This window comes from Actinomyces stomatis, from assembly GCF_031292835.1.
Lineage (GTDB): Bacteria > Actinomycetota > Actinomycetes > Actinomycetales > Actinomycetaceae > Actinomyces > Actinomyces stomatis.
The window spans coordinates 28930-46521 of sequence record NZ_JASPEP010000005.1 but is presented as its reverse complement, the minus strand read 5'-3'; the positions used below and the strand labels follow the sequence as shown (position 1 = coordinate 46521).

The 17592-nt window shown below is 70.0% G+C and carries 10 protein-coding genes; 5 read left to right on the top strand and 5 right to left on the bottom strand.

The genetic code is table 11. The annotated features are described in order from the left end of the window. Positions 1-19: 19 nt before the first annotated feature. From RIV12_RS04740 to RIV12_RS04730, 3 genes are read right to left on the bottom strand one after another with little or no spacing between them, the layout of a single operon-like run. Complete coding sequence (locus tag RIV12_RS04740; protein ID WP_309322525.1) at positions 20-4306, bottom strand: lipid II flippase MurJ; 4287 nt, start codon at positions 4304-4306, stop codon at positions 20-22. Next, positions 4303-6768 (bottom strand): DUF6049 family protein, encoded by a 2466-nt coding sequence (locus tag RIV12_RS04735; protein ID WP_309322523.1) that lies wholly within the window; start codon positions 6766-6768, stop codon positions 4303-4305. The genes RIV12_RS04740 and RIV12_RS04735 overlap by 4 nt, the downstream gene beginning before the upstream one ends. Next, a complete protein-coding gene (locus tag RIV12_RS04730; RefSeq protein WP_075417924.1) occupies positions 6765-7274 on the bottom strand; it encodes an NUDIX hydrolase in 510 nt (169 codons plus the stop codon). The genes RIV12_RS04735 and RIV12_RS04730 overlap by 4 nt, the downstream gene beginning before the upstream one ends. 201 nt (positions 7275-7475) lie before the next feature. Here RIV12_RS04730 and RIV12_RS04725 point away from each other — a divergent pair, with 201 nt between their 5' ends. The 3 genes from RIV12_RS04725 to RIV12_RS04715 all read left to right on the top strand — a co-directional run bounded on the left by RIV12_RS04725 (position 7476) and on the right by RIV12_RS04715 (position 11841). Further along, a complete protein-coding gene (locus RIV12_RS04725; RefSeq protein WP_309322521.1) occupies positions 7476-8966 on the top strand; it encodes a CCA tRNA nucleotidyltransferase in 1491 nt (496 codons plus the stop codon). 10 nt (positions 8967-8976) lie between these two features. Next, positions 8977-10194 carry a Gfo/Idh/MocA family protein gene (locus tag RIV12_RS04720; protein ID WP_075417922.1) on the top strand — a complete coding sequence of 406 codons (1218 nt, stop codon included), beginning with the start codon at positions 8977-8979 and terminating at the stop codon, positions 10192-10194. A gap of 138 nt (positions 10195-10332) precedes the next feature. Further along, the gene (locus RIV12_RS04715) at positions 10333-11841 is read left to right on the top strand and encodes a glycoside hydrolase family 36 protein (protein WP_075417921.1); all 1509 of its coding nucleotides are present in this window, start codon (positions 10333-10335) and stop codon (positions 11839-11841) included. Between the two features lie 398 nt (positions 11842-12239). On the opposite strand, the gene RIV12_RS04710 is transcribed toward RIV12_RS04715, so the two are convergent. After that, positions 12240-13823 carry a DUF4832 domain-containing protein gene (locus RIV12_RS04710; protein ID WP_309322519.1) on the bottom strand — a complete coding sequence of 528 codons (1584 nt, stop codon included), beginning with the start codon at positions 13821-13823 and terminating at the stop codon, positions 12240-12242. Positions 13824-14076: 253 nt separating this feature from the next. On the opposite strand from RIV12_RS04710, the gene serC reads away from it, so the two are divergent. Continuing rightward, positions 14077-15156 carry a 3-phosphoserine/phosphohydroxythreonine transaminase gene (gene serC, locus RIV12_RS04705; protein WP_309322517.1) on the top strand — a complete coding sequence of 360 codons (1080 nt, stop codon included), beginning with the start codon at positions 14077-14079 and terminating at the stop codon, positions 15154-15156. Between the two features lie 84 nt (positions 15157-15240). Further along, the gene (locus tag RIV12_RS04700) at positions 15241-16431 is read left to right on the top strand and encodes a phosphoglycerate dehydrogenase (RefSeq protein WP_309322515.1); all 1191 of its coding nucleotides are present in this window, start codon (positions 15241-15243) and stop codon (positions 16429-16431) included. 225 nt (positions 16432-16656) lie between these two features. On the opposite strand, the gene RIV12_RS04695 is transcribed toward RIV12_RS04700, so the two are convergent. After that, positions 16657-17412 (bottom strand): DUF4352 domain-containing protein, encoded by a 756-nt coding sequence (locus RIV12_RS04695; RefSeq protein ID WP_309322513.1) that lies wholly within the window; start codon positions 17410-17412, stop codon positions 16657-16659. Positions 17413-17592: the final 180 nt, after the last annotated feature.

Genomic DNA, 17592 nt, shown 5'->3' with positions numbered 1-17592 from the left:
CCTGTTCCCGGAGAAGATCTTATTTGAGTGTGATCTCCGTCATTGTGGCCTTGTAGTTGTCACGCGTTTCCGTCCTCTTCAAGTTTTGGGGAAGCTGTGTGATTCGAATGACGATGGTGTTGACCTCTTCAGGCTTATCGATCTTCAACGTGGTGTTACCTGCAGTGAAGGAGTTCGTAGCGAGTATCGTGCCATTGGCGTCCGATGCGTGGACCTCGACCTGACCTCCCTCACTGGTGCCCTGAAGATCGATCTCTGAGACCTTGGCTGGGTTCTTGAGCTTGATCTCAATGTCGACCGGCTCCGTGTCAGGAGTTGCCGAGTAATGAGAGGACCACTCATTACTCGTGTCGCCATCAGCGAGGAATCCAGCTTGCGAGGCAGCGAAGTTACTGGAGTTGTCCACAACGCTGACGCCGGCGATCTCGGGTGTGGCCGGGGGTGCCTGGGTCGCGGGCTGCTGCCCGCCACCGTCGGCCTGTTGAGCACTGGCCGAGGGAACGGTGTCAGCGGCCGCACGGTCCTTGTCCGCGAAGGGGATGCCGATCGTCTGGTACACGATGTAGCTGGCCACCACCAGCAAGACGATGACCATCAGGGCGAAGGTGACCAGGACCGAGCTCGTCGTGCGCTGCTCCCGGCGAGCGGCCTCGGGGTCGATCTCCTCGTCCTCGTCGTCCTCGAAGGCCGGGAAGCTGCCGGTGAAGGGCTCGGCCGGAACCGGCGCCGGCCCGGGGACGGTCTCCGAAGCGGTTGACAGGACATTCGGGATCGGGTTCGTCGGCCCGGTGACCTGGACGTAGACGTCGTCGGCGGACTGCTCCTGCACGGCCGTCGGTTCGGGCCGCGGATCAGGGATCGGCGTGGTCGGTGCTGCGGTAGCGGAGGCGGCCTCCATGACGGTGGTCTGCTCCGCAGGTGCATCGGTGGCGGCGGGCACGGATGGTGCCGGCTCCGGCTGAACCGGCGCAGGTGCCGTCTGCCCTGCCGAGGCGCTGACCGTGGCGCTCTTGCCGGCGCCACTGCGCCGCAGCCTGTCCAGGACTCCGCGAGCCGCGCTGGCGACACCGGCTCCCGCGGCACTGACCGCGGCCGTCGCACCTGCGGTGGCGCTGGCGCCGGTGCCACCGCCACCAGTGCTGCCGCCGCTCGATGCGGGGCGCTGGGACGAGGGGACCTGTGTCGGGCCGGACTCGTGGTAGCCGGTCACCTGGTCCCAGGTGCCCAGTGAGCGCGCCACCTCCGCCGAGGAGATGGGGGGCTGGTTGCTCCAGGTGCGTTCGCACAGCTCATCCAGGACCGGGTCGATTCCCGGCACGAGCGTGGAGGGCTTGACCGGGACGCCACCCAGGCGTGGTGCGGAGGGAATGCCGGGGCGCTTGCCCGGCCACCGGCCGGTCAGACCGTAGTAGAGGATCTCCACCAGGGAGCGGGCGTCGGCACGGTCGGCGGCCGACGGGTCATGGCCGGCGACTCGGTTCTCCAGATCGAGGGCGGCGGCCTCGATTCCCAGGCCGCTGACCTTGACCGTCCCGTCGGGAAGAACGCGGATGGACTCGGGAGACAGGTTGAGGTGATGCAGGCCCCTGCGGGCGCCGGCGTCGAGCGCCTGCGCCGTCTCACCGATGATGGCGCGCGCCTGCGCCGGGGGCATGCCCCGGGAGACCAGAGAGGAGAAGGTGCGTCCGGTCAGCGGCTCGGTGACGATGACGGAGGGCTCGGCGCGCTCGACGTCATAGACCTGCTGAAGACGCTGGTCCTCAACCAGCACTGCCCGGCTGGCCGACTCCAGGACGTTGTCGCGATGAAGCGTCGCGTCGGTGAGAACCAGGATCGTGACGTCTCGATCCAGGATCGTGTCGACGCCGCGGTGCCTGACAATGCGCGGCAGAGTGGTGGACAGCGTTCCCAGGAGCCCGTAGCGACCACTGCCGATAGGCGTCGCCTCCGACATGCGTCTCCTTCCTTGAGATGGTTGTCCCTCTGAACCAGTTGCCCCCATCGTAACTGTCTGAGGGCTCCGGACCGGGGTGATGTGGCCCGTGTGGGCAGAGGTGTGTGGCGGGTGGGGAGCGGACTGCCCTGTGGCCACCCGGGAAGGGGGAATGCTGGCCGGCAGCGACGGCGGGATACTCCCGGGGGCGTTGGGCGGGACGTGCCCCGGGGTCTGCCAGTGGTGGGAGGAGCCGGCCGTGGCATCGGCGCTCGTGGGCGGTGGTGGTGGCGCAGCCTGTGAAGGGGCCTGCGGGGGTGCCGGCGGCGGCGCGAGCGGGTGGCCCGCGATGGCCTGAGACGGGTGACCGCCCGCGTGCTGCGGCCCCATTTGACCCGGCTGTCCCCAGGAGTGGGTCTGTGCCTGAGTCGGCGGCGGGGGTGCGGGCGGCACCGCCCGAGCGCCGCCGGAGGTGTAGCCAACAGCACCATGCGCCGTCGCGTCCGTCGAAACGCCTGAGGGGCCTGAAGCCGCCTGAGCCGGTGGTGGCGGCGGGGGTGCCGGTGTCTGAACGGCGGCCATCTGAGCAGTCGCCTGAGCCGGTGGCTCCGGCGGTGACAGCCAGGCCGCCGCCGCCAGGACCGCTCGTCCGGGTGCGCCGGGCAGACGACGGCCGACCGTGGACAGGATCCGGGAGAAGGGCCGGAAGGCGACCGTGATCTCCTCGATCCTCACAATGCGCCCCATCAGCAGGTAGATGAGCGACATGACGGTGGCGACGACGGCGATGTGCCCGAGTGCCGCGGACATGTTGGCCAGGGAGGAGTCGGCGTCGATGTCGCCCAGCATCGCGTTGAGCAGGAGCCCGACGACCACCGCGGGCGCCACCGCCATGATGAGACGCAGGTGAGTGGTGACGATCCTGCGGCCGTCGAGGCTGGGCAGGTGGGAGCGCATCATGGGGATGACCACCACGCAGCCCCCGATCTGGCTGATCGTGTTGGCCGCGCCCGCCCAGGTCATCCAATGGTTGGCCGGAGCGACGAAGTAGGCCAGGACGCACAGGATCACGGGGATGATGCCGACGACGACGTCGGCCAGCAGCAGCCGCTTGGTGTCGGAGTAGGCCAGCATCACCCGCTGGGTCCCGAACCAGATCCCCTGCGGGATGATGCCCAGAGCCAGAGCGATGAGCATGGGGGCGCTGGCCTGGGCCTCGGGCAGGGAGATCGAGGGGGTGAAGAGCTGAAGGGCCGGGACGGACAGGACGCAGATGCCCGCAGTGGCCAGCACCGTGAAGACACCCGCCGAGCGCAGCCCCAGGGAGAGGTCCTCGCGCACGCCGGCGGCGTCACCGGCTGCGGCCTTCTCACTCATACGGGTGAACAGGGCGGTGATGATGGAGGTGACCACCAGGGACTGGGGCAGCATGTACACCAGGTAGGCGTTGAGCCACATGGTCGTCGAGGGCACGATGACGTCCGCGTACTCGGGCTGCTCGGAGGCCGTGACCGCGTAGGAGCCCAGGTTGGAGGTGATCCAGTTGCTCAGGCTGGCCACGCCCACCCCGGCCAGCGCCCACAGGGCCACCTTGACGGTCTTGCCCAGCCCCAGGCCCCGCACCCCGAAGATGATGCGCGGCCGGAACCCGGAGCGCACCAGGGGGATGTAGAGGATCAGCGCCTGAACCGCGATGCCCAGGGTCGTCGTCGCCCCGATGAGAGTGATCCGGCTCCCGTCCCAGACATCTGCTCCCTCACCGGTGGTGTAGCGACCGTAGAGATGGAGATAGAACAGGATCGATGCGATCGAGATGATGTTGTTGAGCACCGGGGACCACATGTAGGGCCCGAAGCTCGAGCGGGCGTTGAGCACCTGCCCCCACAGGGCGTACAGGCCGTAGAAGAAGACCTGCGGCATGAACCAGAACGCGAAGGCGAAGGACAGCGTGCGCCACTGCCCCTGAGCCAAGGAATTGGCGTTGAGGGTGAAGATGAGGGGCGCGGCCGCGGTCGCGATGCACGTGACCGCCAGCATGAGCGTGGCCGCGGCGGTCAGGAGGCGATTGACGACCTCCTCGCCGTTGCGTCGTCGCAGCGCCTGGACGATCTGCGGCACCAGGATCGCGTTGAGGATCCCGCCGATCATCATGTTGTACAGGTACGTGGGCAGGTTGTTGGCCGTGTTGAAGGCGTCGGCGGCGCCCGAGCCGGTGGCGCCGAGCGCCATGACGATCAGGGCGTTGCGCACCATGCCCAGGATGCGGGAGACCAGGGTCCCCGAGGCCATGATGGCCGAGGACCGCGCCAGGGATGCCTGGCTGCGCCCCTGGGAGGAGGAGCGCCCGGTCCGTACACGTTTGATGATGCTCATGCCGTCTCCTGTGCAGCCGGGGCCACTGCGGTGCGGCGGCCTCGTCGTACTGTCCTCACCGTACCGATCACCACGATGGAGACCAGGACCCCGACGATGACGCCGGTGCCTCGGCCCTCCCAGTCGGCGCGCACTCGCATGTTGACGGTGGTGGGTGTGCCCACGGTGGTGCCATCGGCGGCAAGCACCTGCACCGTCAGACCGACGTCGCCCGAGCCGACGGCCTGGATCGGCACCGTGACCTTGGCCTGCTGGTGAGCCGGGACCCTCACGGTGGTGGTGCGTGGGACCTGGAGGCGCTTGTTGTTCGAGACCAGGTAGACCTGGACGGTGACGTCCTGACTCAGGGAGGAGGTGATGCGCACCGGCAGCTGCGCCTCGGAGCTGATGACGTTGATGGTCGACGACGGTACCGCGGCCAGTGAGGAGGTGACGTTGGCCCCGGAGGCCTCGGCGGCCGGAATCTGGGCACTGCGGGTCTTGGGATCGGCCCGCCAGGATGCGGAGGAGACGACGGCCTCCAGGTCGGTGTAGTCGCCCAGCAACGCGGCCGGTTCGGAGAGCACCGAGGAGATCGACTGCAGGGTTCCGGCCGTACGGCCGGCAGCGGCGAGGGTGTCGGTGGACAGCTCGTCGTCGTCGATCACCGTGTCCGACAGCTCGGTGCGCTCGATCCGAGAGGTGCCCTCGTTGACGGCCGTGACCTCCTCCTGGGCCCGCTCCTGGAGGGCGCCCAGGGACTGGGAGCTGGCCCAGGGGACCGAGCGCAGGGCGGCCACCCTCTCCCGCACGACCGATGACTGCACGCCGGAGGCGGCCTGGCGGGGCATCGCCACGACGATGTCTCGTTCCAGCGTCGGGGCCTGGCGGGCCAGGATGGCACTGTTGCCGCGCAGCAGCTGGCGGGTGTCGAGCTCGGTCGCCTGGGCGCTCTGGGCAGCCTGGGGGTTCGAGGAGCTCTGGTCGGGGGCTGTGGGCTTGGCGCCCTCACCGGTGAGCGCCTCTGACAGTGACTGCTCCGGAATCAGGACCGCGTGATCCCCGGAGGCACCCAGACCGGAGGGGGTGTAGGTGAGCTCGTCGGGCGGAGGCAAGGACTCCGGTGAGGCGATGATGGTCGACGCCGGCTGTGCCAGCGCATTGACCGTGGTTTCGTCCGCGACGCTGGAGGCCAGCCAGGTCAAGGACGTCGGGGCCCCCACCTTGACAATGGCTGACTCCTGGGTGCGCCGTGCGGCGGTCTCGATGAGGCTCGTCTGCTGCAGATGCGCCAGGGCCGCGGTATCGGAGTCGCCCCAGGGCAGAGCCACCAGGCTGTTGGTGTGGATGGCCCGCGCGAGAGCGGCGGAGAGCTGGATCACCTCTTTGGAGGTGTGAGACGCCTTGTCCGACGGTGATGTCGTGGCGGTGCCCCCCGACTGCGGGGACGGGGTGGCGCTCGCCGAGGGCTCCGTCGTCGACGGTGTGGACGGGGCCGATGACGCGGAGGAGTCAGCGCTCTGGGGTGTCTGAGGGGCGGCATCCGGCGTCGCGGGCTGGGAACCGCCGTTGCGGTCGGCCTGCTCGAGGCTGGCCTTGGTGACGCCGAGGGCCTCGACCAGCGCCGGGTCGACGGCGGCGACGATGCCGTCACCGGCCATGCTCACCAGACCGAGGACTCGGCTGTGGATGCGGTTGAGGGCCTCCGAGCGCTCCTTGGTGCGCGGACCGGCCAGCACCGCCATCTCCTGCGCGGAGGCGGTGACCGGCAGGAAGACGGTCATACGCACCGGTGCGACGGAGGCGCCACTGTCCCACACCAGGATGCTGCGGTCCTGGGCCAGGGAGACGTCCTGGGCCGCCAGAGTGACGGAGACGCCGCGCGGCCCCCACTGGTCAGCGCTGCTCAGCGGCAGCTCGCCGGCGGGGATGGTGATGGAGAACTGGGTGACGCCCCCGGGTTGGAGGTCGTGCCCCAGGGGGACCGTGACCGGGTCCGACAGTCCCGACTCATCAGTCTCGGTCAGCCACGTGCTCAGACCCCGACTCGTGGCCTCCGTGGATCGCTGCACCCTGGTCACCAGGTCCGCCCCGGTGATGGCCTGACTGGTTCCGTTGGTGACGGTGCCGGTCAGAACGAGGTCCTGGTCGGTGTGCAGCACTTCGGGGGCCAGGGCGTCGATACTCACGGTCACCTGGTTGGTGGTCTTCTCGCTCGCCGCCGCCGGGGCCGATGAGGAGGCCGTCGTCGTGGACGGCGTCGCCGGGGCGAGCGGAGCGACGTCGGCGGAGAGCCCATCGGACTGCGCGACCAGGATCGCGTTGGCACCCTGGTCCGCCTCGGCCGTGGGCAGAGCGATCACCGGCCACATCACCAGGCCCGCCACACCCAGTAGGGCGGCAATGGTCACCATCGCCCTGCTCCGCAGCCGGGAGCCCAGCGTGGTGACCACCTTCGCGCACAGATAGGTGGTGCCCGTCATCCATCCCCCACGAGGATGTCCCAGGCCGCGGCCACGATACGGCGCTCATTGGGGTAGGCCAGGCGGTGGGAGACGTCGTCGAGGGCGACCCACTCGACGTCCTCGGCCTCATGGTCCGGATCGTTCTCTGTGGTCAGCGTGCCGCTGACCGCCTCCAGCAGGAAATGGTGCACCACCTTGTGGACGCGGTGCTCGTGGCCGGCGAACCAGTAGTCGATGGTCGCCAGGTGCCGAAGAACTCGACCGGTGATCCCGGTCTCCTCCATGATCTCGCGGACTGCGGCCTGCTCGGGGGTCTCAGTGCCCTCCAGGTGCCCCTTGGGCAGGCACCACTCCAGCCGCCCGCCCCGGTTGCGCCGAGCGATGACCGCGGTGAAGGCCTGCCCGTTCTGAACGTCGACGACCAGGCCGCCGGCGCTGGTCTCGTTGACGATCGGCAGGGCGCGCGCACCCGCCCGGTGGGCCGGGTTTCCGGCGCGGGGCGTGCGAGTGCGTGGAGAGGGCATGGGGACACTCTAGGGCGTTCGGACCGCCGAACGCCTCTGGCCGAGTACGTCGTCGCACACAACTGCGCCGTGCGCGGACGGGTGTGAGGACGGCGGCGGTCGGTGGCGGCCGTGGCCGCGGTGCGGGATGGTCCTCACCACAGGGATGCTGAGGCCGACGACGACGGCGCGCCGGTGAGGGTTCATGGCAGGCTTGGGCCGATGACTGCGCACCCCGCTCCCGCCGATCCCGTCAATCCTACGGACGACTCCGCTGAGAACCGGGGCCTGACGCCCAAGGCCCGTCAGGCACTCGAGGGTCTGCCCCCCGCCCTGGCGGCCCTGGGGTACGCCTTCGTGCGCGCCGGGCACGAGATCGCCCTCGTCGGCGGACCCGTGCGGGACGCCTTCCTCGGCGTGGCCCCCCACGACCTGGACCTGACCACCTCGGCCCGCCCCGAGCAGACCGAGAAGATCCTGGCCGCCTGGGGTGAGACCACCTGGGACGTGGGCCGGGCCTTCGGCACCATTGGCGCGCGCAAGGGCTCCACCATCGTGGAGGTCACCACCTACCGCACCGAGGCCTACGAGGTGGGCTCGCGCAAACCCCAGGTCACCTACGGCGACACCCTCACCGGGGACCTCACCCGCCGCGACTTCACCGTCAACGCCATGGCGCTGCGCCTGCCCGACCTCGAGCTCGTCGACCCCTGCGGCGGCCTGGCCGACCTGAACGCCGGCATCCTGCGCACCCCCGTCAGCGCCGAGCAGTCCTTCGACGACGACCCCCTGCGCATCATGCGGGCCGCCCGCTTCGCCGCCCAGCTCGGCTTCGACGTCGAGATGGACGTCATGACCGCCATGGAGGAGATGGCCTCCCGCCTGGAGATCGTCTCCGCCGAGCGCGTGCGCGCCGAGCTCGAGCGCCTGCTCATCAGCCCCTGGCCCCGGCGCGGACTGGAGCTGCTGGTCCACACCGGCGTGGCCGACGTCGTCCTGCCCGAGCTGAGCGCCCTGCGCGAGACCGTCGACGAGCACAAGCGCCACAAGGACGTCTACGAGCACACCTTGACCGTCCTGGACCAGGCCATCGACCTGGAGACCGGCCCCGATGGACCCGTCCCCGGCCCCGACCTGGTGCTGCGCCTGGCCGCCATCCTTCACGACATCGGCAAGCCCGCCACCCGCCGCTTCCTGCCCGACGGCACCGTCACCTTCCACGGCCACGACCACGTCGGCGCCCGGATGACGGCCAAGCGCCTGCGGGCGCTGCGCTTCGACAAGCAGACCATCAAGGACGTCTCCCGGCTGGTCGAGCTCCACCTGCGCTTCCACGGCTATGCCGACGCCGCCTGGTCGGACTCGGCCGTACGCCGCTACGCCACCGACGCCGGTCCCCTGCTGGAGCGCCTCCACCGACTCACCCGGGCCGACGTCACCACCCGCAACCGCCGCAAGGCCGCCATGCTGGACCGCGCCTACGACGACCTCGAGGAGCGCATCGAGGCCCTGCGCGCCGCTGAGGAGCTCGCCGCCATCCGCCCCGACCTCGACGGCGGCCAGATCATGGCCGAGCTCGGCGTGGCCCCCGGGCCTGTCGTCGGCGAGGCCTACCGCTTCCTCATGGACCTGCGCATGGAGAAGGGACCGATCGGCGAGGACCTGGCCCGCCAGGCACTGCGCTCCTGGTGGGCGGCCCGCCAGAAGAGCTGAGGGCGAAAGAATGTTTGAAGCGTCAAGGGAGCTGCGGGTCGGCGTCGTCGGCATTGGGGCCCGTTGCTACCTGGCCGCGCTCGCGGACTCCTCACCGGTCCCGGCCCGGCTGGTCGCCGCGGCCGATATCGCCCCCGACGCCGCCGAGCGCGCCCAGCGGCTCCTGCCCGAGGGCGTGGCGGTCGTGGCCGACCACCGCGACCTGCTGGGACACGGGATCGACGCGGTCGTCCTGACCACCCCCGACGACACGCACGAGGAGCTGGCCCGCTTCTTCCTCGAGGCCGGCATCCCCGTCTACCTGGAAAAGCCCCTGGCCATCACCATCGAGGCCGCCGACCGCATCCTGGAGGTGGCCCGGCGCACCGGCACCCGCCTCTACGTGGGCCACAACATGCGCCACATGGAGGTGGTGCGGCTGCTGAAGTCGATCATCGACTCCGGGCGGATCGGCGAGCTCAAGGCGATCTGGTGCCGCCACTTCGTGGGCAACGGCGGCGACTACTACTTCCGCGACTGGCACGCCGAGCGCCGACACGTCACCGGCCTGCTGCTGCAGAAGGCCGCCCACGACATCGACGTCATGAGCTGGCTGGCCGGCTCCGCGCCGGCCCGCGTCGTCGGCATGGGCGGGCTCATGGTCTACGGGGAGGCCGGGCGGCGCCCGGCCGGGACGAGCGCCGGCACCGTCATGCAGGACTGGTTCAGCCTCGAGCACTGGCCGGCCGACGAGGTCGACGACCTCAACCCCGTCATCGACGTCGAGGACCACTCCATGCTCATGATGACCATGCGCAACGGGGTCATGACCTCCTACCAGCAGTGCCACTTCACCCCCGACTACTGGCGCAGCTATACGGTCATCGGCACCCGCGGCCGGGCCGAGAACCTCGGTGACGGGGCCGGCGACGTCGTCAAGGTGTGGACCGAGCGCACGGAGCACTACGCCGAGCGCGGCACCCAGGAGTACGTCATCGCCGAGGAGGGCACCGGGCACGACAGCGCCGACCAGCTCGCCATCGACGAGTTCCTGCGCTTCGTGCGCAACGGCGGGGCCACCGACGTCTCCCCGGTCAGTGCGCGCGACGCCGTCGCGGCGGGCGTGCTGGCCACCCGGTCCCTGCGCTCGGGCTCCGTGCCCTACGACGTGCCCGAGCTCGACGCGGACCTGGCGGCCTACTTCCACCGCGGCCAACACAATCCTCACTCACCGACGGTTTCTTCATAGGCGACGCGGCTCCGCGTCATCTTTGAAGAAAATGTCGGTCTGGACGGTCGGTAGCACGTACAGTGCGAGCCGGGCGGTGCTGGTGTCTCGAGAGGGACCCGACCCGCGGGCAGGACAGGCCGGAGCCGAGGAGAGCGCATGATTCACCACATCACCCTGACCGGGCGCAGCATCGCCCTGGCCTGCGACGGCACGGTGACCACCCAGCACGGGGCCGGCGGCGCCACCGGCGCCGTCTACGTCGAGGCCTCCCACCTGACCCTCCTGCACGACATGCGCGACGGCGAGTTCTACCGCACCGGCCAGAACTCCTGGTCGCCGTCGGGCTGGCGCCGCCTGAGCGAGGCGCCCATGCGCATCGCCGATGAGCAGCGCCGTCGGACCGCCGACGACGCCCCCTGGGATGATCCGGCCCGGCACCACTCGGCCTGGATGGCGGTCCTGGAGGACTCCGCCGGGGCACTGCTCGTGGGCTGCCTGGACGGGCGCACGCCGCGCCTGCGCGCCGACACCGCGGTCCTGGAGGCCTTCACCGAGTCCGGCGACCCGGCGCGCTGGGTGATCCTGCCCGGCCCGGCCACCGCCGTCATGGCCCGCTACGCCCGCGAGCTCGGCGAGAGCCTGGGTGGCCGCGAGATCGAGCCGCAGAGCGTGTGGTGCTCCTGGTACTCCTACTACGAGAGCATCTCGCAGGAGGCCCTCGAGCGCGAGATCCCGCAGGTCGCCGACCTGGGCTTCAAGACGCTTCAGATCGACGACGGCTGGGAGGCCGCGGTCGGTGACTGGGAGGCCGGCGAGAGCTTCGGCGACGGCATGGAGGCCGCCGCGGCCCGGATCCGTGAGGCCGGCATGCAGCCGGGCCTGTGGGTGGCGCCCTTCATCGCCCTGCCCGGCTCCCGGGCGGTGCGCGACTACCCGGAGATGTTCGTCCACAACGCCGACGGCGGACTGGCCGTGGCCGGCTCCAACTGGGGCGGCGACTACTACGCGCTGGATACGACCCACCCCACCGCCCAGACCTACGTGCGCAAGCTCATCGCCAAGATCGTCCACCGGTGGGGCTTCAGCTACCTCAAGCTCGACTTCATCAACGCCGCCGCCATCCCCGGCTACCGGCACCGCCAGATCGACCGGGAGGAGGCCTACCGCACCGGGCTGCGCCTCGTGCGCGACACCGCCGGGGAGGAGACCTTCCTCCTGGGCTCCGGGGCGCTCATCATGCCATCCATCGGGTTGCTCGACGCCGTGCGGGTGGGACCCGACGTCGCCCCCATGTGGGAGAACTACGCCTCCGACGACCTGTCCGACGCCAAGGCCTACAACGCCCTGCACGCCGGCATCAACCGGCTCTGGCTGGGGCGGGTCATCGGGGTCGATCCCGACGTCGTCTTCTTCCGCCACCGCCGAAACCTCCTGGACGACACCCAGATGCAGTGGCTGCGCGACGTGGCCGAGGCCAGTCGGTACCGGTGCCTGTCGGACCAGATGACCTGGCTCGACGACGAGGAGAAGGAGGCCGTGCGCGCCTACCTGGCCGCCGAGGACGAGCCCCTGGAGATCCTGGGCCGCTACCGCTTCAGCCTGGGCGAGCGCGAGATCGACCTCACCGAGGCCATCGAGGGCAAGGCGTCGGCCTACCCGCTGTGAGGCGGGGCGGAGGCGGCGTCGGGGCCGGGCAGGAGTCAGGCGGCGGGAGGTGAGGGCGCGCAGCCTCACGACCAAGACCACGCGGAGTCGAGCATGTCAGCAGCTCAGTGTCCACAGTGCTGACATCAGAGGTTCCGCCGTCGAAGCGCCCAGCGGGAATCGTTGGAATCCCAAGGCTCCTTCTCGGCCCGCGATGCCGGTGCAGGGTTGATGTCAGCGCCATGGACACCGACGCCCCGCCAGGCCGCCGTCAACGTCCCGCTCCTCAGCCGGCCGTAGGCCCCACACGTCTCGACGCACTCGACGGCGGGATGGGTGGTGCGCGAGCTGTCGGCGCAGCCCCGGGCCGGGAGGCCGGCTTCAGTCGAGCCCAGCTGGGACTCCGCCGTCGGGCCGGCCTACTGGGTGGGGGTGCGGCCCAGGGTGAGGTAGCCGGGAAGCGTCTGGTCCTGGCCGGCGCTGGAGAAGCGCAGCGGCTGGCCCGACTCCAACGGGTTGACCACGCGCACCAGGATCGTGTTCTCCCCGGCCGGGTCCGCCGGGAGCTGCCCGGAGAAGGTCTGGGTCTTGCCGACCTGGATCTTGCGCAGGTCGCCGCTGAGCCTGGTGCGTCCGACCTCCATGCCGTTGGAGGTGTTGATGGCCACCGCCTCCACGTTCCAGTTGTAGTAGAAGGGGGCCACCCCGTTGTTGGCGATCTGCACCTCGACCTTGCCGTTGCGCATCCGCCAGCGCGCCACCGCCAGGTCGTAGCCGGTCTCGGCGGAGGCCTGCGCGGCCCGCTCGCGCTCGGTGCCGTTGAGCGTCGTCGTGAAGGCCCAGTTGTCCACCAGCCAGCTCGCGTGCGTGGCCTTGATGGAGGCGTTGATGTCCACCGTTCCTCCGTTGGATCCCGAGGCCATGCAGCTGCCCGGGTTGCGCACGGAGCACTCCTGGATGCCCGGGTAGACCTCGCCACCGATCGGGTGCTGCTGCCAGGCCTGGTCCGCCTTGGCCTGCTTCAGCTGCGGCAGGAAGTGCCAGTCGGCGGTGTCCATCGTCGCGTAGCCGAAGGAGTCGTCGTGGTAGCCCACCCCGCGCTTGACCGTCTCCGCGGACGGGTAGCGCGCCAGCGTCGGCGTCACCTGGAAGGCGCCGTCCCAGGTGTCGATGAGGGTGTTCTGGTTCGCCGTCGACGGCATCCAGTTCTCGCCGGAGGGGTTGTCCCCGGAGACCTTGCCGTTCATCGGGAAGGTGTGCCCCTCGCCCCAGAAGCCCACCAGGCCGTGGGTGATGAAGGCCAGGCGCGGGTCGCCGTCGTACTGCTGGCCGAGGGCGGAGACGAAGCCGGTGAGCATCGACATCATCTCGGGGTCGTTGTAGTCCGGCGCCAGCGACTGGCCCGGCGCGTTGCCGTTGACCGTGTACTCGTGGGTCGTCACCGCGTGGGAGGTCAGCAGGTAGGCCGGGATACCGCTGGGGCGCCCGGGGTAGTCGACGTAGAAGCGCAGCACCGCCTGGTGCCCGCGCGAGGCGATGGCGTCGAGGTGTGCATCGAGCTTGTCCCACGCGTACGAGCCCGGCCCGGTGACGACGTCGCTGACCGGCAGCGTCAGCCACTCCATCGTGTGGGGCAGGGCGTTGTCCTGCAGCGCCGGCGAGTGCGAGGCGTCCGCCGGCGCGAAGGGCATCATGCCCTTGAGCGGATTGGCCTCCGGCGTGGCCGCCGCGGAGACCTCGGTCCAGGCCCGGTTGCAGTTGCAGGCCCGGAACCCGGTGGCCAGGGAGACCACGGCGACGAGCGCCACGAGGATGGCGCCGAATCGCGGCTTGCGTCCCCTGCGGAGCCGGTCGAGCACCTGACGGCTCAGCGGGTGCCGACGCGCTCCCGCTCCGGATGCGCCGGACGCGTCGTCGGCGCCGGCGTGAGATTCCTGCGCGGCTCGGACGACGGGGGCCGTGGAGCCGGCTGAGGGGGTGTTGTCGTTCTGTGAGTCGATCATGAGAACTTGTCGGTAGGGACTTAAGCGTGAAGGTAACCCTAGCGTTCAGTTGAGCGGTCCACCTGTGCTATCGCCGACAACGTGCTTGGTTGACAGGGTGAGGCGGCTGTGTCACCCATACTTTCGGCGGACGTGAGAATTTCATGCAGCGTTGCGCCCTGTTGCGCCCCGTTCCGGTTGCGGGCCGACGTCGGTGGGCGTCGCCAGGTGGGACGAGATTGCCGCCGCGCGTATAAGCGGCAATGATGACTCCGTGCGCGTCTTCAATTTCTCCGCCGGTCCCGCCCAGCTCCCCCTGCCCGTCCTCGAGCAGGCCGCCTCCGAGCTCACCAGCTGGGGCGGATCGGGAATGTCCGTCCTGGAGGTCTCCCACCGCGGGGCCGACTTCGTGGCCTGCGCGGCCGACGCCGAGGCCACCCTGCGCCGACTCCTGGGCGTCCCCGAGGGCTACCGCGTGCTCTTCCTCCAGGGCGGGGCCAGCGCCCAGTTCGCCGGCATCCCCCTCAACCTGACCGCCCCCGGTGACACGGTCGCCTACCTCAACACCGGCCAGTGGTCCGCCAAGGCCATCAAGCAGGCCGGCGCCTACGAGATCGACGTCGTCGTGCCCGCCGACGAGGCCGCCTCCTCCTACACGACCACCCCCGAGCCCGGCTCCTTCACGGTCCCCGAGGCGGCCCGCTACCTGCACTACACGCCCAACGAGACCATCGGCGGCGTCGAGTTCGACTACGTGCCGGATACCGGCGACGTCCCGCTCGTGGCCGACTTCTCCTCCACGATCCTCTCGCGGCCCATCGACGTCTCCCGCTACGGCCTCATCTACGCCGGCGCCCAGAAGAACATGGGGCCCTCGGGTCTGGCCGTCGTCATCGTGCGCGAGGACCTGCTGGGGCGGGCCCGCCCGGTGACCCCCACCGTCCTGGACTACCAGAAGATGGCCGACGCCGACTCCATGCTCAACACGCCCCCCACCTTCGCCATCTACCTGCTGGGACTCATCGGCCACTGGATCGAGGACGGCGGCGGCCTGGAGGCGATGGCCGAGCGCAACCGCGCCAAGGCCGAGCTCCTCTACGGCTTCATCGACTCCTCCGACTTCTACGCCAACCCGGTTCAGGAGCGCTCGCGGTCCTGGATGAACGTGCCCTTCACCCTGGCCGACCCCGCTCGCGACGCCGACTTCCTGGCCGGTGCCGAGGCCGCCGGGCTCACCAACCTCAAGGGGCACCGCTCCGTGGGCGGCATGCGCGCCTCCATCTACAACGCCATGCCGATCGAGGGCGTGCGCGCCCTCATCGACTACATGACCGACTTCGCCGCCCGGGCCTGAGCGCCCGCCGTCCCGGCCGGCCTGCGGGCCCGGCCGTCCGTCACACCCCTCCTCCACCCGGACCGTCCTGCAGAAAGTACCTCCGTGACCAGCAGCAGCGTTGACCACAAGTTCCGTATCCGCACCCTCAACGCCATCTCCGGGGCCGGCCTGTCCCGTCTGCCCGACGATCTCTACGAGGTCGGCGGCTCCGTGGAGCGCCCCGACGCCCTCCTGGTGCGCTCGGCCAAGCTCCACGACACCCCCATCGACGAATCGGTCCTGGCCGTGGCCCGCGCCGGCGCCGGCACCAACAACATTCCGGTCGAGGCGCTCACCGAGCGGGGCGTGCCCGTGTTCAACACCCCCGGCGCCAACGCCAACGCCGTCAAGGAGCTGGTCCTGGCGGGCCTGTTCATCGCCTCGCGCAACCTCATCCCGGCGGCCCGCTTCGCCCACACCCTTCAGGGGGACGACGCCGAGATCGCCAAGGCCGTCGAGGCCGGCAAGAAGCAGTTCGTCGGATTCGAGCTTCCCGGCCGCACGCTCGGCGTCATCGGACTGGGGGCCATCGGCGTGCAGGTGGCCAATGCCGCCCTGGGGCTGGGGCTCAACGTCGTCGGCTTCGACCCGGGCATCTCCGTGGAGCACGCCTGGCACATGAGCGCCGAGGTCGAGCGGGCCGACTCCATGGAGGAGGTCTTCCGCCGTGCCGACATCCTCACCGTCCACGTGCCCCTCATCCCCGCCACCCGTGGACTGGTGAGCACCCAGCGTCTGGCCCTCATGAAGGAGACCGCGGTGCTGCTCAACTTCGCGCGGGCCGAGATCGTCGACACCGACGCCGTCGTGGCGGCCCTGGACGAGGGCACGCTGGGCGGCTACGTGTGCGACTTCCCCTCCACGCAGGTCCACAAGCACCCCAAGTGCATCTCCCTGCCCCACCTGGGCGCCTCCACCAAGGAGGCCGAGCGCAACTGCGCCATGATGGCAGTGGACTCCCTGCGCGGCTTCCTCGAGGACGGGCAGGTCCACAACTCGGTGAACTTCCCCGAGGCCGTCATGGCGCGACAGGAGGGCACCCACCGGCTCGTCATCGTCAACCGCAACGTGCCCAACATGGTCGGCCAGGTCTCCACGATCGTGGCCCAGCACGGGCAGAACATCGCCAACCTGCTCAACAAGTCCCGCGGCGAGCTGGCCGTGACGCTGGTCGACGTCGAGGGCGAGATCGAGCTCAAGGTCCTTGAGGAGCTGCGCGCGATCGACGGCGTCCTGTCCGCCCGCTGCATCTGAGCCGGTTCCCCGCGAGATCGGGGACATATCTGCACGGCCGGGGACATGTGACGCGTGCGGGGACATTCCTGTGCGGCCGGGGGCATTCGACGCCGTCGGGGACCGGAATCCTGTCCCCGACGGCGTCGAATGCCCCCGGCCGGAACGACACGCACCTGGCCGCGCGGAATGTCCCCGGCCGATGGGGCCCACACGCGCCAGATGCACCTGTGGGCCCCTGGGATATCAGAGGTTGTTGATCCAGGCCCGGCGGTGCCCGAACAGCGAGAGTGTGGGCTTGTAGAGGAGCACGTACTGTCCTCCGGCCGACACATCAGTATCGAAGCAGACGTCGCCGCTGACCGAGCCGCCCGCGATGAGCGTGGACGAGGACAGGTGGTTGCTCGACCCCAGGAAGCCGCTGTTGCTGATCGCCCCGGCCGGGTTCTGCAACGTGAAGTCCAGGGCATTGACGTCCAGGGTGTTCTTGGAGCCGTTGGTGATCGTGATGGTCGAGCAGGCGGTGGGGCCCAGGGTGGCGTCGCCCGCGGCCACGGTCGTGGCGCTCACCTTGACGCCGTCGTCGTCGATCGTGTCACCGGCGTTTCCGACGACGTCGCCGCTCTGCTTCCCGGGGAAGCTCAAGCCTGAGTTCGAGTCCGCTTTGCCGGCATCGTTGGTCGGCGTCTGCTGCTGCGGGCTGGGGGCGGCCGCGGAGTCCTGGCCGGCGGTCTCCTGAGCGGGCGCGGTGGCCATCGCCTGGACGGAGGGCGGGGTGGCGGTGGCAGTGCCCGAGTCCCCTGAGCCTCCACCACCGTTGAGCGCGGAGGCGATCATGCCGACGGCGACGAAGGCGCCGATACCGGTGAGGATCTTGTGCCGGGCGAACCAGGAGCGCTTCGGCTCGGGGGCTGGCATGCTCATGCCTGCGGCCGGGGCGGGGAAGCCTGCGGCGGGGACACCGGCGGGCGAGGACGGGACTGGGTTGACTGGGCTGGTCATGATGGGTCCTTCGAGATGCGGGAGGTGAGGCACTGAGCGGGATGCGGCAGCGCCCTTCCAGATGGTGAGTGGTCACTGGAGCTGACGGGATCAGCTGACGGGAACAACGATGGCCCCGGTCGTGCTGCACGCACATCGACCGATGAGTCCGAGGAGGCCATCCGAAAGGGCACTCATGGT

Bases quoted from the DNA above. Each gene is read 5' to 3' on its own strand.
- RIV12_RS04730 (WP_075417924.1), bottom strand. From the start codon at position 7,274: ATGCCCTCTCCACGCACTCGCACGCCCCGCGCCGGAAACCCGGCCCAC.
- RIV12_RS04720 (WP_075417922.1), top strand. From the start codon at position 8,977: ATGTTTGAAGCGTCAAGGGAGCTGCGGGTCGGCGTCGTCGGCATTGGG.
- RIV12_RS04715 (WP_075417921.1), top strand. From the start codon at position 10,333: ATGATTCACCACATCACCCTGACCGGGCGCAGCATCGCCCTGGCCTGC.
- RIV12_RS04740 (WP_309322525.1), bottom strand. From the start codon at position 4,306: ATGAGCATCATCAAACGTGTACGGACCGGGCGCTCCTCCTCCCAGGGG.
- RIV12_RS04735 (WP_309322523.1), bottom strand. From the start codon at position 6,768: ATGACGGGCACCACCTATCTGTGCGCGAAGGTGGTCACCACGCTGGGC.
- RIV12_RS04725 (WP_309322521.1), top strand. From the start codon at position 7,476: ATGACTGCGCACCCCGCTCCCGCCGATCCCGTCAATCCTACGGACGAC.
- RIV12_RS04695 (WP_309322513.1), bottom strand. From the start codon at position 17,412: ATGACCAGCCCAGTCAACCCAGTCCCGTCCTCGCCCGCCGGTGTCCCC.
- RIV12_RS04710 (WP_309322519.1), bottom strand. From the start codon at position 13,823: ATGATCGACTCACAGAACGACAACACCCCCTCAGCCGGCTCCACGGCC.